The following is a 22,139-nucleotide window of genomic DNA, read 5'->3' as shown; positions in this document are numbered from 1 at the left end:
GCATGTGAATGGGAGCAACAGCGGGAGCAACAGCGGGAGCAACACCGGGAGCAACATCGAGCAACGAGCAGCAGGGCGCGCTGATTCGCTTCGAAGGCATCGGCAAGGTCTTCGGCCGGGTACGCGCGCTCGCCGACATCGACTTCGCGTTCCAGCGCGGAGAATGCGTAGGCATCGCGGGACACAACGGCGCCGGTAAATCCACGCTGATGGCCGTGCTGGCCGGCGTCTATCCGCCGACGCAGGGGCGCATCGTCGTCGACGGTCAGCCTGCCCCGCATTACGATGCGAATGCCGCGCGCGATGCCGGCGTGCGCTGCGTGTTCCAGGAGCTGTCGCTGTGCGCGAACCTGACGGTCGCCGAGAACATGACGATCGTGCATCCGCAATTGCGCGGGCGCGGCTGGCGCCGCGAGGCGACCGCGCTGATGCGCGAGAAGCTCGATGAAATTTTTCCCGGCCACGGGCTCAAGGGCAACGAGCTGGTATCCGACCTGACGCTCACCCAACAGCAGATGGTGGAGATCGCGCGCGGCTTCACGGTGACGGATACACCAGTGCGGCTCGTGATTCTCGACGAGCCGACCTCATCGCTCGACGCGCACACCGCCGAACAATTGCTCGCGTTCGTGCGGCGCGCTGCGCAACGCGGTATCACGTGTGTACTGATCACGCACATGCTCGGCGAGATCGAGCGTGTCGCGGATCGCGTGGCCGTGATGCGCGACGGCGGCATCGTCGGCGTGTTGCCGCGCGAGTCGGCGAGCCGCGCGGCGATCATTCAGGCGATGGGCCAGCAGCTCGAAGCGGACAAGACGCCGACGGCCGCGCGCTCACGCAACGCGAGCGGTGGCGAACGCGCGTTCCGCTGGAACTTCGGCGCGCAGAAGCGCACGTCGATAGAGGCGTCGCGCGGCGAGATCGTCGGCTTTGCGGGACTCGCGGGACAAGGGCAGACGGAGGCGCTGCTCGCGATCTACGAGGCCGCGACGCGTCACGGCGCCGCCCGCGTGAAGGCCGCGTTCGTCGCGGGCGACCGCGGCCGCGACGGCGTGTTTCCGGTCTGGTCGATTGCGCAGAATCTGGATCTGCGGTGGCTTCTCGGCGGCGCGAAAGCGCGGCGCGGTCTGGTCGATCGCAGCGCGGCGCGCGCGCTCGTCGAAGCGTGGCGCACGAAGATCGGCATACGCGGCGCGCCGATGAGCGCGGGCATTCTGTCGCTGTCCGGCGGCAATCAGCAGAAGGTGCTGTTCGCGCGCGCGCTCGCGTCGGACGCGCAGTTGATCCTGATGGACGATCCCACGCGCGGCGTCGACGTCGGCACGAAGCGCGACATCTATCAACTCGTGCACGACGAGGCGCACAAGGGCCGCACCTTCATCTGGTACACGACGGAAAACGAAGAGCTGTCGCATTGCGACCGCACGTACGTATTTCGCTCGGCGGCGGTCACCCGCGTACTCACCGCCGACCAATGCACGGAAGAAGCGCTGCTTGCGGCGAGCTTCGAGGAGCAGGCCGCATGACGCCAGCGCGCTTTACAGTCGAACGCTTCACTGTCCAGAACACTCAGGCGCGCCTGCGCGCGCTGCTTCCGGCCATCTCGCTGATCGCGGTGCTGGTGCCGATCCTGATCATGCAGCCGGCGGTGATGAGCTACTTCGGCAGCAGCCTGCTGCTCAATCTCGCGGTGCCGATCGTGCTCGCGACGCTCGCGCAGCTCGCGATCATCACCGTCAACGATCTCGACCTGTCGATCGGTTCGTTCGTCAGCCTTGTCGCGTGCATCGGCGCGACGCTGCTGGTGAAACAGCCATGGCTCGGCGTGCTCGCGCTCGTCGGCTGCGTGCTCGCGTATGCGGCCGTCGGCGCGCTGATCGAGCTGCGGCAGATCCCGTCGATCGTCGTGACGCTCGGGCTGTCGTTCGTGTGGAGCGGCCTCGCGATCGTGCTGCTGCCTTCACCGGGCGGCACGAGCCCCGCCTGGCTCGGCACCGCGATGAACTACCAGACGCCGTTGATCGCGGCGCCGATCGTGTGGTCGGTGCTGATCGCGGTCATCGGCCATGTGCTGCTGATGCGTACCTCGGCCGGCGTGCGGATTCGCGGCGCCGGCGGCAATCCCCGCGCGATGCGCCGCTTCGGCTGGTCGCTCGTGCGCAGCAAGGCGACGCTGTACGGTATCGCGGGCATCTTCGGGGTATTGTCCGGGCTGTCGCTGCTCGGGCTCACGACTTCCGCCGACGCGAATCTCGCGCTGCGCTACACGCTGCTGTCGATCGCCGCGGTGATTCTGGGCGGCGGCGAATTCATCGGCGGACGCGTGTCGGTGATCGGTGCGGTGCTCGGCGCGATAACGCTGACGCTTGCGGCATCGTTCCTCGCCTTCCTCAACATTTCGGCTGACTGGCAGGTCGGCATGCAGGGCGCGATTCTGATCGTCGTGCTGTCGCTGCGCGTGCTGCTCCAACGCGGAGAGCGTCAATGAAAACGCAGACTTCGGACAGCGCGATCGGTGCCGGCGGCGGCGTCTTCACACGCTGGCGGGAGCTTCAGGCGCCGTGGGTGTGGTCGTTCGTCGGCGCGGTGCTGGTGTGGTTCGGCATCGTCGGCGTGTTCGGCTTCGGCATCGCCAGCAACGTCGCGCAAACGGCGCTCACGTACGGCGTGTTCATGGTGCTGGTCGGTCTCGGGCAAATGCTCGTGATCACGTCGGGGGTCGGCAACATCGACCTCTCGGTGCCGTCGACGATCGCGCTCGCCGGCGTGATCGGCATGCACGTGATGGACGGATCGGACGCGCGCGTCGCGCTCGGCGTCGCAGCCGCGCTTGGCGTCGGCGTCGCGGTGGGCCTCGCGAATTTCGTGCTGATCCGGCTGCTGCGGATTCCGCCGATCATCGCGACGCTGTCGTCGAGCTTCATCATCCAGTCGATCGCGATCACGCAAGGGCGGCAACTGCCGCCGCCGCCGCCCGCGCTCGGCGCGTTCGCGACCGGACGGTTCGTCGGCGTGCCGTATATCGCGCTGTTTGCGCTCGCGTTGTCGGCGGCGCTCGCGGTGCTGTTGCATCGCGCGGTGTATGGCCGCCGGCTTTCGGCGATCGGGCAGAACGCGCGGGCCGCGTGGCTCGCCGGTGTCGACGTGCACCGCACGCGCTGCGTCGCGTACGTGTTGTGCTCGATGATCGCGGCGCTCACCGCGCTGCTGCTAGCGGCGACGTCGGGCGGCGCGTCGCTCGACATGGGGGTCGAGTACATGCTGATCTCGATCGCCGTGGTCGTGATCGGCGGCACCCTGGTCAGCGGCGGCAAGGCGACGATCGTCGGCGTGTGGGGCGCGTCGATGTTCCTGTACCTCACCAACGCCGCGCTCAATGCGCTTGGCGCCGATGCGGGCGTGCGCGCGATCGTCTACGGCGTTCTGATCGTCGCGGTGACGGTCGCGGCCGGCGGAAAGACCGCGCGGTGAGGCCGCGTGAGCGCACATGAGTGCACATGAGCGCGCATGAACCCGCATGAACTGCTGTTCGAATCCACCCAAAGAACGAGAGGGACATGAAATCCAGCGACTACGAAGTGCATGACCCGCGTTTCAGGCGGCTGCTTCAGCCCAACGCGTTCCTGACGCGCGTCACCGATCAGTGCCTGTGGGCCGAAGGACCGGTCTATTTCCCGGCGACCGACCTGCTCGTCTGGAGCGACATACCGAACAACCGGATGCTGCGCTGGGCACCGGGCATGGGGGTCGGCGTGTTTCGCGCGCCGTCGAACTACAGCAACGGCAACACGCGCGACCGCGAAGGCCGGCTCGTCACCTGCGAGCACGGCACGCGGCGCGTGACGCGCACCGAACACGACGGCAGTGTGACCGTGCTCGCATCGCACTACGAAGGCAAGCGGCTCAATTCACCGAACGATGTCGTTGTCGATTCGAGCGGCAACGTCTGGTTCACCGATCCGGACTACGGAATCCTGAGCGACTACGAAGGGTATCGCGCGGAGAGCGAGATCGGCCGGTGCAACGTCTATCGTGTGGCGGCGGACAGCGCACGCGTGGAACTGGTCAGCGACGAGTTCGCGAAGCCGAACGGCCTGGCCTTCTCGCCGGACGAATCGCGCCTCTATATCGCGGATTCGGCCGCGTCGCACGACGACGGCGCGCCGCGTCATATTCGCGTGTTCGACGTGGCGGGCGGCGCACATTTGCGCAACGGACGGGTGCTGGTCGGGATGGACAGCGGCGTGCCCGACGGCATGCGCATCGACGAGCACGGCAACGTGTGGACCAGCGCGGAAGACGGCGTGCACTGCTATGCGCCGGACGGCACGCTGCTCGGCAAGATCCTGATTCCCGAGGTCGTCGCAAACCTCACGTTCGGCGGGATCAACCGCAACTGCCTGTTCATCGCGGCAACCTCGTCGATCTATTCGCTGTACGTCGGCGTGCGCGGCGCGGGGCGTTGAAGCGTTACACCATCAAAAACAACCGGAGACAGACATGACGATGACAAGATTGGCCGTGGCGCTGTGCATCGCCGCGGCATCGGCGGGTGCGTCGGCGCAGGTCGCGACCGGCGACACCTCGTCGCAAAAGCTCGCGCTGTCGAACAACTACGCGGGCAACAGCTGGCGCCAGCAGATGCTCAAGAGCTGGGCCAGCGTCGCGGACCCCGCGGTGAAGCAGAAGGTCGTCGCGGCCGCGCCGAGCTTCACGACTGCCGAAAGCCAGGCGACCGAGCAGGTCCAGCAGATCCAGAACCTGGTTTTGCAGGGCTACAAGGCGATCGTCGTCGACGCCGTGTCGCCGACCGCGCTCAATGGCGTGATCAAGCAGGCTTGCGGCGCGGGCGTGACGGTCGTGTCGTTCGACGGAATCGCGACCGAGCCGTGCGCATACCGGATCGCGGTCGACTTCCAGGGCATGGGCCGCATGCAGGTCGATTACCTTGCGAAGCGTTTGAACGGCAAGGGCAATCTGCTGGAGATCCGCGGACTCGCGGGTGTGTCGGTGGACGACGAGATTCACCAGGGCGTCGTCGAGCAGTTGAAGAAGTATCCCGGGCTGAAGATCGTCGGCTCGGTGCACGGCGACTGGACGCAGACGGTCGCGCAAAAGCAGGTCGCGGGCATTCTGCCGACCTTGCCGCAGATCGACGGCGTCGTGACCCAGGGCGGTGACGGCTTCGGCGCCGCGCAGGCGATCAAGACGGCGGGACGGCCGACGCCGATCATCATCCTCGGCAACCGTCAGGAAGAACTCGCATGGTGGGCCGATCAGAAGAAGAGCGGCTACCAGACCATGTCGGTGACGATTCCGCCCGGCGCGTCGACGTTCGCGTTCTGGGTGACGCAGCAGATTCTGGCCGGCAAGAAGGTGCCGCACGATATCCGGATGCCGGTGCTCGAAGTGAAGCCGGAAGAACTCGATGCGGTGCTCGCCAGGACGCCGGCCGGTGCGCTGGCGAACAAGGAGTACACGCGCGACGAGGTGGTCGCCGTGATCGACGGGAAGAAGTGAGCGCGCGGTGCGGCTCGAGCGTTTGCTGGCCGTGCCGTTGGTTCGAAGCACGCTCGCCTCCGGGTGGAGGCCATAGGCCAGCAGTTTGGCTGCGGCGTTGGGAAGTTGGCGAGCGTCGGCTAGCGAAAGGTCGGGAAATCGGCCGAGGGTCTAACTGCAACCCTTGCGATCCAACCGATGGTCAAATTTCCAGATTTGCCCGCCGCAATTTACCCGCAAAACCGCCGGAAACAACTGGATTTTCATGGCGTGTGCCGAGCGCAGCGCCAGTCACCGGATGGCTCACCGACGCAAATGCATAACGCCTGACCCATTCGCTGTAACCGCCGACCAGAAAGCCGCCCGAGCGTTCGATGTACTGCTCGCGCGAGTTCCGATAGACCGCCCCCAGCGCAAACCACGGCACCTGCGGCAGGTCGTGATGAACGAGGTGGTAGTTGTTGTTCAGGAACAGCAGTCGCCATCCCCATGCCGCTTCGTTGATTACCGTGCGATGCGCGGCCACCTGGGCGTCGCGATGTTCGTAAAACGAGCGCACCGACGCGAGCGCCAATGAACCATACCCGGCCCCGACGATGAACACCCACACGGGTATTGCGCAGCGCTGCTGCAACCATCCGGTCAGCGCGGCCAGGGCGGCGAGATGGGCGAGCCACGCCGGCACGTCGCGCCAATCGCCGTCCCTGATTTTGCCGAGCGCTTGCGCGCCGGTCGCGGCAAGCGAAAACGCGGGCCCAACCAGCAAGCGACCGAACAAAGTAGTGCGAAACAACAGCAACGCACGCATCGCGGCGCCGGCGCGCAGCCAATCTGCGGAGCTGACGAAATAGCTTTCGGGATCGTGGCCGGGGCGCGTCAGCTGCGCATCGTCGTGATGCTGAAGGTGCGATTCGCGATAGATGCGATAAGGAAACCACACGGCCAGTGGCGCGAAGCCGAGCAGACCGTTGATGAATGGCGAGCGGGTCGGATGTCCGTGCAGCAGCTCGTGCTGCAACGACATGTACCAGGCGCCGAGCACGGCGAGCAGCAAGGTCGTAGCCGGCAAACCGAGTGCGCGAGCGTGTGTCGCGACACCGAACCAGCTAGCGTAGATCGTGACGATCAGCGCCCAGGTTGGCCATTGAGTGCGCCAGGTCCAGCTTCTCGCAAGATCGGCGAGGTCGCTGCGCTGGGTGTCGTCGAGATAGATCGCCATCGTAAAACCGGTCTGAATGCAGAGTCAGACCGATCGTACGGGCGCCCGCCGCGTGCAGGAACCATTTTATCGAGCAATGTATCTGTGCAATCGTGGATAGCGGCTGCCGCGCGATGCACGCTCAACGCAACACGCACTGAATGCAACGCAAGCTCAATGCTGGTCCGCGATCCGGCACTCGTGATCGAGCAGGCCTTCGGCGGTGCCGGTGCCGCCGTCGACATCGATGCCGCTGTTGACGATCAGCCAGCCGTCGCGTTCGGCGGACGGTCCGGCGCCGGTCACGAGAATCGTTTGCGTGGCCATCGTCGCGGGGTCGGGATTGTCGCGCGCGACGATTCGGAACGGGTCGTCGGCGCCGCTGATCGAACTCACGCGCATCACGCGGTAGCGCCGGCCGTCGAGCGTGGTCCAGCGCCAAACGCCCAGCGCATCCTGCGCGTGCCCGGCGAGCGCCGTGCTGATATCGCCGCGCATGCAATCGATATGCAGATGCAGCTGATTCTGCGAGCGTCGGTACTGCGAATTGATTTCAAGGCCGAGCTGATTGTCGGGCAATTCGCGCTTCACCGCGCGCTGCACGTAATGGCGCGAGTTCCACGCGTCGAGCCAGTAGTCCTTCGCGCCGGGGGCCACGATCAGCGGACTTTCGATGCCGGTGATGCGATCGGTCGGCATCAGCAGATATTGCGAGCGGCCGAGAATATCCTTCAGGATCACGTAGCGTTTATCGAGGTCGACGATCTCGCACTGGCCCGGGGTGCCGGTCGCCTGCTGCGACGGCACGCAACGGATATCGACGATTTTCCACAGTGCGTTCGAATCGACGGTCGCCAGACGCGCGCACGAGGTCGCGCTCAGCGCGAGCGCGAGCACGGCGGCGAAATGGGCGAGACGGTCAGGCAGTGTGCGGCGGGAGTGGGCGGTGGCGGTTCTCGTCATCGTCACTTGGGGGGAGGTTGAGCAAACGTAGCAAGGGTGGCGTCATAGTACCGGCGCCGGCAATGCGCCGAGCACCTGTTCGAACGCGATGCCGAGCGCCAGCAGCCGCCGGTCCGAGCCGAGCGGTCCGTCCAGCTCGAGCCCGACCGGCAGGCCGCTCGCGCTGATGCCGGCCGGCAGCGACAATCCGGGAAGGCCCGCGGTGCTGGCGGGATCCGTGTTGCGCAGGAACGCTTCCATCGTATCGAGCGTCGGCCCGCCGTCGATCCTGACCGTCGACGAACCGTTCAGATCGTCGATCGGTACGGCGACGAGGCGGGTGGTCGGAAACAGCAGCGCGTCGAGACCGGCATCGGCGAAGGTCGTCGCAAGATAGCTTTGCAGGCGCGGGCGCCAGTAAGTGAGCGCCGCAGTGTAGTGCGGGCCGAGCACGTCGGCGAGCACTTCGTCGTAAATCGCGCGCACGTCGGGGCTCGCGATCCGCGCGGCCAGTTCGGCGACCGTTTGCACCGGCGCGCGATTCGCGACGAGCCACGCGCGCACATCGTCGAGCGCTTCGTGAACCGCGATCGGGCCGCCGACCATCGCGTTCAGATGTTCGAGTTCGTCCATCGCCACCGGCACGAACGTCACGCCCGCCGCTTCGAGTTTGCGTAACGCGGCGTGCGCGACGTCGTCGACCTGGTGTTCGAGCCCGGCCCACAGCGGCGCCGGCAAACCGATGCGCAGGGTGTCGAGCGCGACCGTGGGCAGTTTGGCATCGCCGCTGATCACGCCGTCGAGCAGCGCCAGATCGGCGACGCTGCGCGCCATCGGGCCGACGGTGTCGCGCGTATGGCTGATCGGCACGACTGCGTCGTGATCGTGATAGCGGCGCTCGGCGCCGCCATTGCCGACCGACGGACGCAGCCCCGCGGTGCCGGTCAGCGCGGCTGGAATCCGCGTCGAGCCGCCGGTGTCGGTGCCGAGTCCTGCCGGTGCGATTCGCGCGGCGATCGCGACGGCTGTGCCGCCCGACGAGCCGCCCGGCATCAGCGACGGATCGTAAGGATTGCGTACCGGTCCCGCATGCGCGGCGAGGTTCGTGCTTGTGATGCCGAACGCGAGTTCGTGCATGTTGGCCTTGCCGAGCACGATCGCGCCCGCGTCGACGAGCCGTTGCAGCGACGGCGCATTCTGTGCCGCCACGAAGTTCTCCAGTGCCGGTGTGCCCGCCGAGGTCGGCAGACCCGCGGTGTTGATGTTGTCCTTGACGACGATCGGCAGACCGGCGAGCGGCAGGCGCGCTCTGGCGGCCGCAGGCAACGCGTCGATGCGGCGGGCGGCGGCGAGCGCGCCGCTCAGATCGAGCGTGGTGAACGCGTTCAGATGGGTGAGCGCGGCGGCGCGCGCGAGCAGCGTGGCGACGTAGTCGGCGGCTTTGAGGCGGCCGGACTGCAGCGCCTCGACCGCCTCGGTTGCGGTCAGCGCGAGTTGTGCGTCGACGGTCCAGGTCATGATTGCAGAATGCGAACGCAAGGGTCCGACTATTCTGGCACAACCGTCTGAATACCGACCGCCGGTCACGCACCACAGCGACGACGTGAAGCGTGCGAGGCGAATTTACCGGCGCGCCTCGCGCGCCTCGTAATCGATACCGACGCGCTTATGGATGATTGTCGATCCACATGCGTCCCCAATCGGACGCGTACGCGAGCGCATGCTCTTCGTCGAAGAAGTAATCGAGCGCGTCGAATGAATACGCTTTACGGGTGTCGGCATTGCGCCGTTCGATCGTCAGATTCGCGGCGAATAGACCATTGGGAAGCGGTTGCGTGGCCGCTTCGACTTCGTAGCCCTTGTAGCGGATATGTGAGTTCATGGTCTTGACTTGTCAGTGTGCTCGCATGCGTCGTGCGGAAAACCAGCGCGAGTCGCGCCGCTCTGTCGATGCCGAGGGTTCGTGAAACGGCAGGCAGGGTGTAGCGTAGGGCGCGCTGTGCAGCGGGTGAACCAATCTTTCGTCGTAAGCAAATCAGCGCGAGGCGGGAGTGATAATCAGCCGCCAGGATTGGCTCAAAATCGCTGTGTTCGATCACACTAAAGCGTTGGGCGCGCGGTGTCTGTTATGTGGCGCACGGTGCGCGGAGCGTGCCGTGTTTTTGATGCGGCGTGACGCGGTCTGAACCGCGTCACGCGGGGGCGTGCAGCGGTTCAGACCGCGTGCAGAAGGCGGGGGGCGTGACTGTCGGCGGCGCCGCGGGTCGATGGCTGGCTTGCGGGCGGCGTCAGTGCGGGCGTATGCCGCGCGTTGAACGCGAGCGCGAATTGCGCCGCTTGCTGACCGACTATCGCCAGTTGTTCGACCACCTTCGGATCGGAGCAACGGTCGGCGCTGTCGAAGCGCGTTTCCAGCGTGTTGATGCCGGCGCCGAACGGCGTCGGCCAGCCGCGCAGCGCATGCGCGATCGAACGCAGCGAGGTCAGCACGGAGCCCGCCGCCTGCCAGCCATAAGCGGTGACGATGCAGCCGACCGCGCGGCCGTCGAGATACGGCCGTTCGTCGGCGCGCAACTCTTCCAGCGTATCGAGCGCGTTTTTCACGAGGCCCGACACGCCGCCGTGATAACCGGGGGTCGCGATGATCACCGCGTCAGCGCGACGTACGGCGTCGATCAACTCGAGCTGTTCGTCGGTGCGCGCCGGTTGTTCCGGCGCGTAGTGCGGCAGGCTATGCAGAAAAGCGCCGCCAAACAGATGGGTCTGTGCGCCGGCCGCTTCGGCGCCGCGCAATGCGAACGCGAGCGCGCGTTCGGTCGACGAGGCCGCGCGCGTCGTGCCGCCAATGCCGACCACGAGAGGGCGGCGGGAATGATCGGGTCTGCTCAACGAAATGCTCCTTCGGTTTTGCGGCTTTTATACGGCTTTCCCTGCGATCCGTGCGCGCGGGCCGTAGCACGACGCGCACGGATCGCAGCGGGCGAACCGGACTTTGAAGTGTCATCTTAATGAGCGCCCGCCGCGCCGCTAAGCGACTTTTTGTTCTAACGATATAACCGCGCGGCCGCTGCAATACACGTGAACGACCGCGCGATAAGCATATGGCGAACTGTTGGTTGGGCACCCGCGGTGCCGACGGTATGATGAATCCGTCTCCTCCATGACATCTCCTTTGACATGGGACTCGGCCTCGCCGCGCAAGTGGCGAGGCCTTTTTTTCGGCCATTTTTCAGTCGACGTGACGGCGCTGCGCACTGTCGTGCGCGTGGTGGTTCCAGCGCTTGCGTCACGATGGCGGCGTTTCTCGCATGCTACGATGCCGCGTGGATTCCCCGCGATATCGAGTTCAGCATGGCAACCCTGTATGACACGCTCGGCGTGCCCGCGCACGCCACCGACGAAGAAATCAAACGCGCTTACCGCAAGGCCGCGATGAAGTGGCATCCGGACCGCAATCATGGCGCCGAAGAAACCGCGCGTGCCGCATTTCAGGAAATCAAGGACGCGTACGCGATCCTCTCCGACGCGGACCAGCGCAAGGTCTACGACACCGTCTACGCGGAACAGATGAGCGCGTTCGAAGCCGAATTGTCGGGCCGGCGCCGCGAGCAGGCCGAACGCGATGCGGCGGCGCGCGCGGCGGACGAAGCGGCGTATGCGGAGATGGTGTCGATCGCCATCCGCTTTGCCGACGAAGGTCATAATCGCGACGTGCTGTTCGGCGTGCTACTCGGGCGCCAATGCGAACCGCAACGTGCGGCGCAGATTGCGGACAGCGTCGCGGCGTTGCAGGCGGCGCGGCGCGAGGAAGCCGAGCGGGCGCAACAGAAGCGGCACGCGCGCAACGCGGCGCGAAGCGCGAAAGCGCACCAGGCTGCCGCTCAGAGGCCCGAGTCAGAGCCAGCCGAAGCCGTTGGGGAGGCCGGCGCCGCGTCGGCCGCCAACGGGACCGATAAGGCGACCTCCGCTCGCCACGGCCACCCCGACACGCCGCATGCCGGACGCGCGCAGCCGCCCAAACGCGAGGAAACCGCCAGCGATATGCACCCGGCCAGCGCGCTGAGCCACCTCTGGCTGCAATTCCTGAACGGTCTGAAATTCTGATGTCGCCCGTTGCCAGCGTGTGACGAATATCCCCCTGTCCGCCAGACGATAGACGTCGACCGAATTGATCGGCAGTCCCGTCTTTGGCGCTCGACATGGCGCTTCTACAATCGATTACGGGTTCGCAATCGAGCGTCCGCCATGTTTCTCACCTACATCCTCGTGGTCGCGATCGCGGCGTTTATTCCTTACGTCGCGACACCGGCAATTGCCGATGGCGCGAAAGCGCTCGACACACCGCCCGCGGCGACCTCGCCCGATGCGACGCCAAACGCGCAGACTCCGGCCGCAGTGGACGGCGACGCGGTCAAGCAGGTCGGGGGGGGGCCGCAAGGACGACCAGGTCCTTTGATCCGACGAATATTGAGCCGGCATGAAAGAGCCGCCCGGACACTGGTACACTGCGCATCGTTCGCAGTGCGTTGTGCCTTGTGCCCGTGACTCGAGATGCCTGGTGCGAATCCCGTGGCGCAAATAATAAAGACGCCGTAGTGTCACGGGGGCGCAAGACTGGATCGGCATAATGCCGGCCGGAGACCAGATAAAAACATCGGTACGGGGAAAGTGTGACCAATAAATATAAGGTGCTGTTTCTTTGCCGCGACAATTCAATCCGCAGCATCATTGCCGAAGCGTTGCTGCACGAACTGGCGGCACACCGGTTCGACGCCTTTAGCGCGGGCCCCGAACCGGCCGCGGGAATCCATCCTCAGGCGCTGGCGCAATTGCAGCCCGGCATCGCCGGGCGCGCGCCGTTGAGCCCGAAAAGCTGGCTCGAATTTACCGGCGAATGGGCGCCGCGCATGGATGTCGTGATCGCGCTCGACGAAGCCGTCGATGCACTGCATGCGCCGGCATTTCCCGGCCAGCCGCTGTTTCTCCACTGGTCGATTGCCGATCCTCTCGCGGGCGAGGCCGCCGGCGCGGACGAACTGGCGCGTCTGTTCGACAAGACTTTTTGGCAAACGGTACGGCAGGTGAGTGCGTTTATCGCGCAACCGGAATATGCACGGCGTACGGCGAACGGGGTCACTTCGGAGCATGCGGGCGAGGCGGCGGAGGCAAGCGGGATTGTCGATGCGCGCAATGCGGTCAATACCGCAAACGGCGGGGGCAGCAGAGCGCTGCGCGGTGCAAGCGGTCATTTTGAAGTCGCCGCGAGGGCGCCTTCGAGCGTGGCAGCCCGCGCCTAGCGGTTACCGGGGCGCGCAAGTCGCGTACCGGCGAATGGATCGTTCGACCAATCCACCTGTTTTTTCGGTTGCGGCACGGCAGGCGCCGGCTTGTCCACCACCAGTTCGAAATGCTCGATGCTCTGGCCTGCGCTGATTGCCTGCTTCAGCCATTGGGGCATTTCGCCGTTTCCGTCCCAGCTGTCTCCGGTCGCGCTGCGATAGCGCTCGGCCTTTTTGGCCATCGACTCGGACGCGAGCGCCGCGGCAAGGTCGTCTGGTTTGATACCAAACTCTTCCATACGATGGCGGAGATACGCAATCATGCTATCCCGCTTTCTTTCGTCCATAAGATATTCGTCCTTCTAAATCGTGCCGCATTCCGTCATTGACGGATGCAGGAAAAAGCTGCGAAGCATCGCGCCCCAAACCAGAGAGGGTCGGCCCGCGATCGGGTTGTCGAGTGAAGTGAAGGCCATGAGCGCCGTTAAAAAACGTTGCTCTCCGAATTGCAAAGCGGGCTGCGCCAAAGGCGGCCGCCTGAAAATCCGACCATCAAACTGAGTATGTCGATCTGCAAATAGTTCAGCATGTCACAGCGCGGCGAACGAGGCCGGTAGACCTGACGTCCGGCAAAGAAGAAACCGTGTTTCGATGCAATGATTGCGAATGGCTGGGATCACTCCACGCTGTCCGTCTTTCACCGGACTTTCGCCGGTGTGCGGGCGCCGCTTCTTGTGCGTTATAGCGACATCATAACGCAATGCGCGCACAAAGCACGTTTTGTTCACGCCGATTTTGCCGACCAATGCGGTTTATCGAACGGTGTGGGCAATTGACCACATCTCTCGCAGCTCCGGATTGAATTCCCCGATGTGCGAACTATAAAAGAACTACGAAAAACTGCGCAATGCAGACTGACAGCTCGCCTCCAGCGGCCATTTCCCGAGTGAAGAGGCGGCAATTCTTTATCTGTTTAGTTCGATGACCCGTCGCGGCAGTGGCGCATTGGCATCGATCCGTTCCCCGCTGTCGTGGGCAATCTCGCTTTCGCCCACGCGGATCCATTGTTCTGGAGGACGAACACTGCTGCGCCGGAGTCGAGGAGTTCCGGAAATGAAATTACGTGTATTGATGATCGCCGCCAGCGCGTTGCTGTTTCTGATCCCCAGGACCGCTAGCGCCGCGGAGCCGGGCGGGCCGCCGGACGCCGCGATGCCGGCCCATGCGGTAATGCAGCAGAACGCGAACGAATCGGCGCAGGCGACTACCGACATATCGTTGGGACAGGGCTGGCAGTCGCGCCAGCAACCGATACAGAACACCGCTTATGGCGGCGTCGCCGCGGGGCACGCGGAAACGGGCGGCCGCCACGCGCAAGCCTGCGCGATCGGCTCCGGCTGCAACGTGTATTTCGGCCAATAAGCGTTGCTTCAGTGCCAACGATAGCGGCAGCGGCCGCGGCGCGCGCGATAACCGACGCTCGCCACGACGCGCCGCGCTTCGTCCTCTGTCATGCAAGCGCCGGTTCGCGCGGCGCGCGGCCGGCGGGCTCGCCCAGTTGCGCGACCAGCGCTTCGACGCCGGGCGCGCTTGCGCTGCTTCCGGCCGCTTCGTAATACCCGCGGAATTCATCCAGCAGTGAGCGCCACGTGCCATGCCAGCGAGTCTCCCGCAGACACGCGCCGGACGAATCGGCAATCCGCAGCACGACGTTGTCCGGATGGAACGTCAGCGTGACGAGGCGACCGTCGATCACACAGGCGGCGGTGCAGGGGCGGGCAGTAATCATATGCGGTGTCCTTTGGATAACGAATGGTGTGCGGTAAAAGTTGACGCGGTTTCCCAGCAAGCGCTGTGCCTGCTTTGCTTTCCTTTCGCCCGGGGGCCGTTATTGCACGGACATTGGGCGGCATGCAAAGTATCGCGGGAATTGACGACAATTTTTTGTCTCTACCGATGCGAAATGCGTGTTAACCCACCGGAAGAATCGTTAAGGATATTTACGCATCTTTTTACACCAGCTTCGACACGAACCGTGCTATGGGAATGCGAATTTAATGGTGCATTGCGCTGGCCTCGATTCGCGGATCTGGTGCTTATGCGCGGCCGTGGGGCCTGCCTTGCCATTCCCCGACGCGTTTGCTAGCATCGCCGGACAGTTCAAGACAGTCATAACCTTATTTATTTCCGGGCCGATTCATTTGCGCCTAACGGTAATCGATGTCCTTGCGAGGAAAGTGTTATGACTAGTCGTTCCCGCGTCCGCTGATGCCCATGCAAGCGGACGTCCACCCGCGCGGTTCCGCGTGCGCCGCCCGCCACAAAGGCCGCGGCGGTTGCGTCGCGGCTCCGCCCGCGTATCGCCCCCTCAGGTTTTTCCGTACGAGATTGCTTTACGTATTGCGACGCGTCCGGGTCGAAGCGCCCTTATGTCCACAGCGCGGGCAGATTTCGACTAAAAGCGGATTAACTGCCCCATTCGCCATTTTTAATGCTCGCGCGAGCGGCGGTTTTGCCGTCAACGCATATACGGAAAATCCAACCGCCGTGCATAGGCATCGTCTTGCGCCGGCCATGCCGATAAGAACAGTTTTTTGCCGTACTACCGACGTAGTCAAAAGGAGAATGTGATGGCTTGCAATAGATCGGATTCGCGGTTCGCGCGCATGAAGGCGATTGCGGTGGCGTTGACGCTGACCGCGGCGACAGCGGGGCCGGCGCTCGCGCAGCAGAACCCGGCGCCCGGGACTGAGCAGCAGGCAGTCGGCGCGGCCGCGCTGCTGCATGTGCAGGCGCGCGTCGTGGCGATCGATCCGGCCACCAACAGTGTGACGCTGATGGGCCCGGAAGGCGGCGTGGAGACGTTCGACGTGAATCCGCAAGCCGCGGACGTGAGCAAGCTGCGGATCGGCGACCTGGTGACAATTGCGTACAAGAAGGCGGTGCTGATCGGCGTCGACAAACTCGCGGCGCGCGGCATTCGCCAGCGGATCGACACCGAACTCACGCAGCCGGCGGCCAACGGCGTGGTCGCGTCGGCGCGGCGCGTCGAAGTGGTGGCGACGATACGCCAGATCGATCGCAAGAATCGCACGATCACGTTGCGCGGTCCGACCCGCACGGAAACGCTCGACGTGTCGCCGGAAGTCGCGCTCGAACGTTTGAAGGTCGGCGATTCGGTGCGCGCGGTATTCGTATCGGCCGCGGCCGCGTCGGTGTCGCGCGATTAGAGGTAGAGCGAAACGGATACGTTCAAGCGTATCGCCGCGCGCGGCGTGGGTCGGCATCAGCGAAGCCGATCACGCGGCGCGTGCACCGGGCGGCGGGCGCCGGCAGGGCGCCCGGCCCGATTGGCGCCACCGGCGCGCCGCCTGCGAAGGAGCACGGCATGGAACCGAAGCAAACGCAATCCACACCCGAAGCGGAGCGTCGGCGGCTGATCCGCAGCAAGATCCACGTCGGCCTCGCGGCGTTCGGCACCTTGTCGGCGGTCGCCGGGATCGGCGTGGTGATCAAGGGCGGTCTCTATTTCGATCGCACCAAGGTGCTGATCGGCGTCGGCATTATCGTCGTGTCGACCATTCTGTATGTCTCGATGCTGTTCGTCGCGGCGGACGAATAACGTCTGCCCGAAAGGCGTCGGACCGGCAGCAAGCGGCGTATCAAGCGCGCCGGCCTGCCGATTCACTTTTGATATCGCCCGCTCCAATAGTCGAATTGTTGCTGTATCGCGGCCCCCGTATATTTGACCCAGACGTCGAATACGGCAGCAGCGATATAAACAGACGACGGCGCGCCGCACGGCCGCCCACAGGAGCACGGCAATGAATCGGATCGATCTGGAGGGGCGCGCGGTCGTCATCACCGGCGGCGCGCGCGGCATCGGCTATGCGGTTGCGCAGCGGGCGTTGCGCTCGGGCGCGTCGGTTGCGCTGTGGGACGTCGATAGCGAACGCCTCGCGCGCAGTCGGCGCGAGCTGGCCGAACTCGGCAAGGTCAGCGCGGTCACTGTCGAGTTGACCGACGAGGCCGCGGTTGCGCACGCCACCGCGCAAACGGTCGGCGAACACGGCGCGATCGACGTGCTGATCAACTGCGCGGGCATCACCGGCGGCAACGGCACCACGTGGGAACTCGAACCCGAAATCTGGCGCCGCGTGATCGACGTGAATCTGATCGGCCCGTATCTGACCTGTCGCGCGGTAGTCCCGCAGATGCTGAAGCAGGGTTATGGACGCATCGTGAATATCGCTTCGGTGGCCGGCAAGGAGGGCAATCCGAATGCTTCGCACTACAGTGCGTCGAAAGCGGGTTTGATCGGACTGACCAAATCGCTCGGCAAGGAACTGGCGACCAAAAATATTCTTGTCAATGCGGTCACACCGGCCGCGGCCAAAACCGAAATCTTCGATTCGATGTCGCAACAGCATATCGACTACATGCTCGCGAAGATTCCAATGAACCGTTTCCTGCTGCCGGAAGAAGCGGCGTCGCTGATCCTGTGGCTGTCCTCCGAAGACTGCGCGTTCAGCACCGGCGCGGTATTCGACCTGTCCGGCGGCCGCGCGACTTACTGAGCGCGCGCTGCATTCGCGTCCTGCGCGCGCTATTCACGCAGATTCGCACGCAGATTCGCACGCAAACTCGCACGCAGCGTCGCACGCAGCGTCGCACGCTGCCTTACGCATTCCTCACCGGAGTCCTTTCATGGCCATGCCTACCATCCGGCACGTGCGTGCCTTCATCGTTCGCGGCGGCGGTGCGGACTATCACGACCAGGCCGGCGGCCACTGGATCGACGATCACATTGCGACGCCGATGGCGCGTTATCCCGAGTATCGCCAGAGCCGCCAGTCGTTCGGCATCAATGTACTCGGCACGCTGGTCGTCGAGATCGAAGCGAGCGACGGCACGGTCGGCTTCGCGGTAACCACCGGCGGCGAGATCGGCGCGTTCATCGTCGAAAAGCATCTCGCGCGTTTTCTCGAAGGGCAGCTCGTTACCGACATCGAGAAGATGTGGGATCAGATGTACTTCGCGACGCTGTATTACGGCCGCAAGGGCGTCGTGCTCAATACCATTTCCGGCGTCGATCTCGCGCTATGGGATCTGCTCGCGAAAGTGCGCAAAGAACCGGTGTACCAATTATTGGGCGGACCGGTGCGCGACGAGCTGGAGTTCTATGCAACGGGCGCGCGCCCCGATCTGGCGAAGAAGATGGGTTTTATCGGCGGCAAGCTGCCGTTGCAGCATGGTCCCGCCGAGGGTGAAACGGGACTGCGGCAGAACCTCGACAAGCTCGCCGAAATGCGCAGCCGCGTCGGTGACGACTTCTGGCTGATGTACGACTGCTGGATGAGTCTCGACGTGCGCTATGCGACGCGGCTCGCGCAACGCGCGCGTGAATACGGACTCAAATGGCTGGAAGAGTGTTTGCCGCCCGACGATTACTGGGGTTACGCCGAACTGCGCCGCAACGTGCCGCGCGGCATGATGGTGTCCACCGGCGAGCATGAGGCGACGCGCTGGGGCTTCAGGTTGCTGCTCGAAATGCAGTGCTGCGATCTGATTCAGCCCGACGTCGGTTGGTGCGGCGGCATCACCGAGCTGATCAAGATTTCCGCGCTCGCCGATGCGCACAATGTAATGGTGGTGCCGCATGGGTCGTCGGTGTACAGCTACCATTTCGTCGTCACGCGCCACAACTCGCCATTCTCCGAATTCCTGATGATGGCGCCGCAAGCCGATCAGGTCGTGCCGATGTTCAACCCGTTGTTGCTCGACGAACCGGTGCCCGTCAACGGCCGGATGAAAGTGCCGGACACGCCGGGCTTCGGCGTGCGGCTCAATCCGGAATGCGCGCTTGCGCGGCCGTATCAGCATTGAATGTTCGAGACGCATCGAGCTCATCGGAGCATGAGCGCGGCGACGCGGCAGTAAAACAGACTTCGACGCAAAGGAGAGTGACGTGCTGCTCAAGGACAAGGTCGTGATCGTCACCGGCGGTTCACGCGGCATCGGCCGCGCGATTGCGGTGGCCTGCGCGCGCGAGGGCGCGGACGTGGCGATCAACTACTGGGGCGATAACGACGCATCGTATGGGCGCAGCTCGGCCGTCGAGGAAGTAATCGGCGAAATCGAAGCGCTTGGCCGGCGCGCGATCGCGGTCGAGGGTAATGTCGCCGCCCGCGATACCGGTCAGGAACTGGTGCGGCGCACGGTCGATGCGTTCGGCCGCGTCGACGTGCTCGCGAGCAATGCCGGCATCTGTCCATTCCACGCGTTTCTCGACATGCCGGCCGACGTGCTCGAAGCGACGGTCGCGGTGAATCTGAACGGCGCATTCTTCGTGACCCAGGCGGCCGCGCAGCAGATGAAGAAGCAGGGCAGCGGCGGCGCGATTGTCGCGACCAGTTCGATCAGCGCATTGGTCGGCGGCGGGATGCAGACGCATTACACGCCGACCAAGGCCGGCGTGCATTCGCTGATGCAGTCGTGCGCGATTGCGCTGGGACCGTTCGGTATCCGATGCAATTCGGTGATGCCCGGCACGATCGCGACAGATTTGAATGCCGACGATCTCGCCGACGAAGAAAAGAAAGCCTACTTCGAGAAGCGCATTCCGCTCGGCCGGCTCGGCCGTCCGGACGACGTTGCCGATTGCGTGGTGTTTCTCGCATCGGACCGCGCGCGCTATGTGACCGGCGCCGCGTTATTGGTCGACGGCGGGCTGTTCGTGAATCTGCAATGAGCGGCGCGCGATGCGTCCGTTAATCGACCGCACTGGGCGTGCTCAGCGTATGCGGCGCGATCGGTGTATCTACCGCGTCGAGCAGGTTGTCGCGCGCGAGCCTGGACGAGAAACCGCGCAGCAGTTCGATGAAACGCAGCGCCGGTTCGGCGAGCGCTTCTTCTTTGCGCGTCAGGATGCCGAAGCCCGCGAGGCTCTTGCCGATTTCGAGCGGCAGCGCGACCAGCAGTGCGCCGCGCAGGTGATCGCGTACGACCGATTCGGGCAGCATCGCAACCGCGTCGTAGTTTTCGAGCAGTTGCAGCGTCGCGAAGATCGACGCGCATTCGGTCAGATTGACCGGCGTCGCGAGCCCCGCGCGCGCAAGTTCTTCCTCGAACAGCACGCGCGCCGGACTCGTGACCGGCTGCGCGACCCACGGCCAGTCGACCAGTTCGCGCAACGTAATACGAGTGCGCCGCGCGAGCGGATGCACCGCGCGCACGACCAGCAACAGCGTTTCGCGCGCGAGCGGCTCGAAGCCGAAGTCGTTGTGCTGAAGCGGATTGGTCAGGCGGCCCAACGCAAGATCTACCTCGCGGCGATGCAACAACTGCACGACCTGGTCGCTCGTTTCGCCGAGAATGCGCACGTTGAGCAGCGGGCTTTCGGTCTTCAGCGCGGCGACCGCCATCGCCAGCAGATCGGGCGCGGCGCCCATGATCGCGCCGACGGTCAACTGTCCATGTCCGCCACGCCGTTTGACTTCGAGATCTTCGGCGAAGCGCGTCAGTTCGGTGAGTGCACGGCGCGCGTAGGCAAGTGTGACGACGCCGAGTGGAGTCGGCGTCATGCCGCGCGCGTTGCGTTCGAACAGCAGGAAGCCGAACGCTTCTTCGATGTCGCCGAGCATGCGGCTCGCGCTCGGTTGCGCGACGTTGACGGTTTCGGCGGCCTGATGAAGATTGCGGGTGTCGTCGAGTGCGACGAGCAGTGCGAGGTGCTTGAACTTGAGCCGGTTGACGAGGGCAACGGCGGCTGAATATTGGCTCATGATGCCCGTGCGATTCGGTTTGTGGATCGCCCAATCCCAACAACGGATTGAGATGCTATCGACGCAGGAATTATAGTCGTTCCAGACGCTCGCCAGACACAGCGCCGCTTAACCGCAGCAACCCGCTTGCATGGGTTTGGAGACAGGCCGCAATGGAAACAATCGCTTTCCGGATGGTGCTCAACCCCGGCATGCGCGCGGAATACGAACGGCGTCACGCGCAAACCTGGCCCGAACTGGTTGACGCGCTGCACAACGCCGGCGTGCGCGACTATCGGATCTTTTTCGACCCGAACACCCATCACCTGTTCGCGGTACTCACGCGCAATAGCGATCACGCGATGGACCAGTTGCCGCAACTCGACGTAATGCGCAAATGGTGGGATTACATGGCCGACATCATGCAGACCGCGCCGGATCATACGCCGCTATCGCAGCCGCTCGAAGCGGTCTTTCATTTGAGTCCGCTGGGCTAACGAACGATTGACGAGTTCCCCCATAACCGCTTTTCACCCGACGAAGGTGCCGAATGCAGGTTGTCGACTCGCATATTCATCTGTGGGATCTGAGCACGCATCGCTATCCGTGGCTGGAAAATCCGGGCGTGTCGTTCGTCGGCGATGCGCGCGAGCTCAAGCATAACTATCTGCTCGACGATCTGCTCGGCGAAGCCGGCGAGATCGAGGTACTGAAACTCGTGCACGTCGAGGCCAATCACGATCCCGCCGATCCGGTCGAAGAAACCCGCTGGTTGCAGTCGCTTGCCGACGCGCCCGAATCGCGGGGGATGCCGAACGCGCTCGTCGCGGCGGTGAATCTGTCCGCCGCGAATGCACCCGCGTTACTGGAAGCGCATGCGTCGTTCGCGAATACGCGCGGAATCCGGCAGATCCTCAATGTGCATCAGAACAAACTCTACGATTACGTCGGCCGTCATTTCATGCGCGAGCGGCAATGGCGCGAGCATTTCGCGTTGTTGCGCCGTCATGATCTGTCGTTCGATCTGCAGTTGTATCCGTCGCAAATGGAAGAGGCGGCCGCGCTTGCGCGCGAGCACGCGGATACGCTGTTTATCGTCAATCACGCGGGAATGTTCGTCGATCGCAATAGCGTCGCCGGGTATCGCGCGTGGCGCGACGGCTTGCGCATGCTCGCGGCTTGTTCAAACGTCGCGGTGAAGATCAGCGGCCTGGCGATGTTCGATCATCGCTGGACGGTTGAAAGCCTGCGGCCCTACGTGCTTGAGACGATCGATGCGTTCGGCGTCGAGCGCGCGATGTTCGCGTCGAATTTTCCGGTCGACCGGCTGTTCGGCTCGTACACGGATGTGTGGCGCGCGTATGCGGCGATCGTCGCCGATGCGAGCGAGGCCGACAGAGCCGCGCTGTTTCGCGGCAACGCTGAACGCTTTTACCGCATTTGAAGCGCCTGCGAAGC

General features: G+C 64.3%; 24 protein-coding genes. 16 read left to right on the top strand and 8 right to left on the bottom strand.

The genetic code is table 11. The annotated features are described in order from the left end of the window. Window positions 1-8: 8 nt before the first annotated feature. From LJ656_RS32100 to LJ656_RS32080, 5 genes are all read left to right on the top strand, one after another. Window positions 9-1,526 carry a sugar ABC transporter ATP-binding protein gene (locus LJ656_RS32100; RefSeq protein WP_230513481.1) on the top strand — a complete coding sequence of 506 codons (1,518 nt, stop codon included), beginning with the start codon at window positions 9-11 and terminating at the stop codon, window positions 1,524-1,526. Further along, complete coding sequence (locus LJ656_RS32095) at window positions 1,523-2,488, top strand: ABC transporter permease (protein ID WP_230513480.1); 966 nt, start codon at window positions 1,523-1,525, stop codon at window positions 2,486-2,488. Before LJ656_RS32100 ends, LJ656_RS32095 begins: the two co-directional genes overlap by 4 nt. Next, window positions 2,485-3,471 carry an ABC transporter permease gene (locus LJ656_RS32090; protein WP_230513479.1) on the top strand — a complete coding sequence of 329 codons (987 nt, stop codon included), beginning with the start codon at window positions 2,485-2,487 and terminating at the stop codon, window positions 3,469-3,471. The genes LJ656_RS32095 and LJ656_RS32090 overlap by 4 nt, the downstream gene beginning before the upstream one ends. A gap of 86 nt (window positions 3,472-3,557) precedes the next feature. Continuing rightward, on the top strand, window positions 3,558-4,466 hold the full coding sequence (locus LJ656_RS32085; RefSeq protein ID WP_230513478.1) for an SMP-30/gluconolactonase/LRE family protein: 909 nt from the start codon (window positions 3,558-3,560) through the stop codon (window positions 4,464-4,466). 34 nt (window positions 4,467-4,500) lie between these two features. Then, window positions 4,501-5,520 (top strand): ABC transporter substrate-binding protein, encoded by a 1,020-nt coding sequence (locus tag LJ656_RS32080; protein ID WP_230513477.1) that lies wholly within the window; start codon window positions 4,501-4,503, stop codon window positions 5,518-5,520. A 181-nt stretch (window positions 5,521-5,701) separates the two neighbouring features. On the opposite strand, the gene LJ656_RS32075 is transcribed toward LJ656_RS32080, so the two are convergent. From LJ656_RS32075 to LJ656_RS32055, 5 genes are all read right to left on the bottom strand, one after another. After that, window positions 5,702-6,718 (bottom strand): fatty acid desaturase, encoded by a 1,017-nt coding sequence (locus tag LJ656_RS32075; protein ID WP_230513476.1) that lies wholly within the window; start codon window positions 6,716-6,718, stop codon window positions 5,702-5,704. A gap of 153 nt (window positions 6,719-6,871) precedes the next feature. Then, a complete protein-coding gene (locus LJ656_RS32070; protein WP_230513475.1) occupies window positions 6,872-7,660 on the bottom strand; it encodes a CDP-diacylglycerol diphosphatase in 789 nt (262 codons plus the stop codon). A 42-nt stretch (window positions 7,661-7,702) separates the two neighbouring features. Next, complete coding sequence (gene iaaH / locus LJ656_RS32065) at window positions 7,703-9,157, bottom strand: indoleacetamide hydrolase (protein WP_230513474.1); 1,455 nt, start codon at window positions 9,155-9,157, stop codon at window positions 7,703-7,705. A gap of 148 nt (window positions 9,158-9,305) precedes the next feature. Next, on the bottom strand, window positions 9,306-9,521 hold the full coding sequence (locus tag LJ656_RS32060; RefSeq protein WP_230513473.1) for a transcriptional regulator: 216 nt from the start codon (window positions 9,519-9,521) through the stop codon (window positions 9,306-9,308). A 332-nt stretch (window positions 9,522-9,853) separates the two neighbouring features. Next, entirely contained in the window at window positions 9,854-10,528 is a 675-nt protein-coding gene (locus tag LJ656_RS32055; protein ID WP_230513472.1) for an NADPH-dependent FMN reductase, read from the bottom strand. A 462-nt stretch (window positions 10,529-10,990) separates the two neighbouring features. Between LJ656_RS32055 and LJ656_RS32050 the strand changes: the two genes are divergently transcribed. From LJ656_RS32050 to LJ656_RS32040, 3 genes are all read left to right on the top strand, one after another. Beyond that, window positions 10,991-11,743: a J domain-containing protein gene (locus LJ656_RS32050; protein ID WP_230513471.1), complete on the top strand. Its 753-nt coding sequence runs from the start codon at window positions 10,991-10,993 to the stop codon at window positions 11,741-11,743. A gap of 141 nt (window positions 11,744-11,884) precedes the next feature. Continuing rightward, entirely contained in the window at window positions 11,885-12,184 is a 300-nt protein-coding gene (locus LJ656_RS32045; protein ID WP_230513470.1) for a hypothetical protein, read from the top strand. A 125-nt stretch (window positions 12,185-12,309) separates the two neighbouring features. Further along, entirely contained in the window at window positions 12,310-12,936 is a 627-nt protein-coding gene (locus LJ656_RS32040) for an arsenate reductase/protein-tyrosine-phosphatase family protein (protein WP_230513469.1), read from the top strand. On the opposite strand, the gene LJ656_RS32035 is transcribed toward LJ656_RS32040, so the two are convergent. After that, entirely contained in the window at window positions 12,933-13,265 is a 333-nt protein-coding gene (locus tag LJ656_RS32035; RefSeq protein WP_230513468.1) for an H-NS family nucleoid-associated regulatory protein, read from the bottom strand. The genes LJ656_RS32040 and LJ656_RS32035 overlap by 4 nt on opposite strands. 766 nt (window positions 13,266-14,031) lie before the next feature. Here LJ656_RS32035 and LJ656_RS32030 point away from each other — a divergent pair. Next, window positions 14,032-14,340: a hypothetical protein gene (locus LJ656_RS32030; RefSeq protein ID WP_230513467.1), complete on the top strand. Its 309-nt coding sequence runs from the start codon at window positions 14,032-14,034 to the stop codon at window positions 14,338-14,340. An 88-nt stretch (window positions 14,341-14,428) separates the two neighbouring features. Here LJ656_RS32030 and LJ656_RS32025 read toward each other — a convergent pair whose 3' ends face one another. Further along, window positions 14,429-14,707, bottom strand: coding sequence for a hypothetical protein (locus LJ656_RS32025; protein WP_230513466.1), 279 nt, complete (start codon window positions 14,705-14,707; stop codon window positions 14,429-14,431). A gap of 841 nt (window positions 14,708-15,548) precedes the next feature. Here LJ656_RS32025 and LJ656_RS32020 point away from each other — a divergent pair. The 5 genes from LJ656_RS32020 to lra1 all read left to right on the top strand — a co-directional run bounded on the left by LJ656_RS32020 (window position 15,549) and on the right by lra1 (window position 19,669). Continuing rightward, entirely contained in the window at window positions 15,549-16,148 is a 600-nt protein-coding gene (locus LJ656_RS32020; RefSeq protein ID WP_230513465.1) for a hypothetical protein, read from the top strand. Window positions 16,149-16,306: 158 nt separating this feature from the next. After that, window positions 16,307-16,540, top strand: coding sequence for a DUF2964 family protein (locus tag LJ656_RS32015; RefSeq protein ID WP_230513464.1), 234 nt, complete (start codon window positions 16,307-16,309; stop codon window positions 16,538-16,540). A 202-nt stretch (window positions 16,541-16,742) separates the two neighbouring features. Then, a complete protein-coding gene (locus LJ656_RS32010; RefSeq protein WP_230513463.1) occupies window positions 16,743-17,495 on the top strand; it encodes an SDR family NAD(P)-dependent oxidoreductase in 753 nt (250 codons plus the stop codon). A 130-nt stretch (window positions 17,496-17,625) separates the two neighbouring features. After that, entirely contained in the window at window positions 17,626-18,804 is a 1,179-nt protein-coding gene (gene rhmD / locus LJ656_RS32005) for an L-rhamnonate dehydratase (protein WP_230513462.1), read from the top strand. A gap of 82 nt (window positions 18,805-18,886) precedes the next feature. Then, entirely contained in the window at window positions 18,887-19,669 is a 783-nt protein-coding gene (gene lra1 / locus LJ656_RS32000) for an L-rhamnose 1-dehydrogenase Lra1 (protein ID WP_230513461.1), read from the top strand. A 19-nt stretch (window positions 19,670-19,688) separates the two neighbouring features. On the opposite strand, the gene LJ656_RS31995 is transcribed toward lra1, so the two are convergent. After that, window positions 19,689-20,702: a LysR family transcriptional regulator gene (locus LJ656_RS31995; protein WP_230513460.1), complete on the bottom strand. Its 1,014-nt coding sequence runs from the start codon at window positions 20,700-20,702 to the stop codon at window positions 19,689-19,691. Window positions 20,703-20,854: 152 nt separating this feature from the next. Between LJ656_RS31995 and rhaM the strand changes: the two genes are divergently transcribed. Then, the gene (gene rhaM, locus LJ656_RS31990; RefSeq protein WP_230513459.1) at window positions 20,855-21,178 is read left to right on the top strand and encodes an L-rhamnose mutarotase; all 324 of its coding nucleotides are present in this window, start codon (window positions 20,855-20,857) and stop codon (window positions 21,176-21,178) included. Between the two features lie 53 nt (window positions 21,179-21,231). Then, window positions 21,232-22,125 (top strand): amidohydrolase family protein, encoded by an 894-nt coding sequence (locus LJ656_RS31985; protein ID WP_230513458.1) that lies wholly within the window; start codon window positions 21,232-21,234, stop codon window positions 22,123-22,125. Window positions 22,126-22,139: the final 14 nt, after the last annotated feature.

Source organism: Paraburkholderia sejongensis (assembly GCF_020880815.1).
GTDB lineage: Bacteria > Pseudomonadota > Gammaproteobacteria > Burkholderiales > Burkholderiaceae > Paraburkholderia > Paraburkholderia sejongensis.
The sequence above is the reverse complement of the archived record's forward strand: the minus strand, read 5'-3'. Positions and strand labels throughout refer to the sequence as shown.

Coding starts and splice junctions, on each gene's coding strand:
- LJ656_RS32010 (WP_230513463.1), top strand. CDS start 16,743: ATGAATCGGATCGATCTGGAGGGGCGCGCGGTCGTCATCACCGGCGGC.
- LJ656_RS32045 (WP_230513470.1), top strand. CDS start 11,885: ATGTTTCTCACCTACATCCTCGTGGTCGCGATCGCGGCGTTTATTCCT.
- LJ656_RS32090 (WP_230513479.1), top strand. CDS start 2,485: ATGAAAACGCAGACTTCGGACAGCGCGATCGGTGCCGGCGGCGGCGTC.
- LJ656_RS32075 (WP_230513476.1), bottom strand. CDS start 6,718: ATGGCGATCTATCTCGACGACACCCAGCGCAGCGACCTCGCCGATCTT.
- iaaH (WP_230513474.1), bottom strand. CDS start 9,157: ATGACCTGGACCGTCGACGCACAACTCGCGCTGACCGCAACCGAGGCG.
- LJ656_RS32015 (WP_230513464.1), top strand. CDS start 16,307: ATGGAACCGAAGCAAACGCAATCCACACCCGAAGCGGAGCGTCGGCGG.
- LJ656_RS32095 (WP_230513480.1), top strand. CDS start 1,523: ATGACGCCAGCGCGCTTTACAGTCGAACGCTTCACTGTCCAGAACACT.
- rhmD (WP_230513462.1), top strand. CDS start 17,626: ATGGCCATGCCTACCATCCGGCACGTGCGTGCCTTCATCGTTCGCGGC.
- LJ656_RS31985 (WP_230513458.1), top strand. CDS start 21,232: ATGCAGGTTGTCGACTCGCATATTCATCTGTGGGATCTGAGCACGCAT.
- rhaM (WP_230513459.1), top strand. CDS start 20,855: ATGGAAACAATCGCTTTCCGGATGGTGCTCAACCCCGGCATGCGCGCG.
- LJ656_RS32050 (WP_230513471.1), top strand. CDS start 10,991: ATGGCAACCCTGTATGACACGCTCGGCGTGCCCGCGCACGCCACCGAC.
- LJ656_RS32025 (WP_230513466.1), bottom strand. CDS start 14,707: ATGATTACTGCCCGCCCCTGCACCGCCGCCTGTGTGATCGACGGTCGC.
- LJ656_RS32070 (WP_230513475.1), bottom strand. CDS start 7,660: ATGACGAGAACCGCCACCGCCCACTCCCGCCGCACACTGCCTGACCGT.
- LJ656_RS32080 (WP_230513477.1), top strand. CDS start 4,501: ATGACGATGACAAGATTGGCCGTGGCGCTGTGCATCGCCGCGGCATCG.
- LJ656_RS32030 (WP_230513467.1), top strand. CDS start 14,032: ATGAAATTACGTGTATTGATGATCGCCGCCAGCGCGTTGCTGTTTCTG.
- LJ656_RS32020 (WP_230513465.1), top strand. CDS start 15,549: ATGGCTTGCAATAGATCGGATTCGCGGTTCGCGCGCATGAAGGCGATT.
- LJ656_RS32060 (WP_230513473.1), bottom strand. CDS start 9,521: ATGAACTCACATATCCGCTACAAGGGCTACGAAGTCGAAGCGGCCACG.
- LJ656_RS32035 (WP_230513468.1), bottom strand. CDS start 13,265: ATGGACGAAAGAAAGCGGGATAGCATGATTGCGTATCTCCGCCATCGT.
- LJ656_RS31995 (WP_230513460.1), bottom strand. CDS start 20,702: ATGAGCCAATATTCAGCCGCCGTTGCCCTCGTCAACCGGCTCAAGTTC.
- LJ656_RS32100 (WP_230513481.1), top strand. CDS start 9: ATGGGAGCAACAGCGGGAGCAACAGCGGGAGCAACACCGGGAGCAACA.
- LJ656_RS32085 (WP_230513478.1), top strand. CDS start 3,558: ATGAAATCCAGCGACTACGAAGTGCATGACCCGCGTTTCAGGCGGCTG.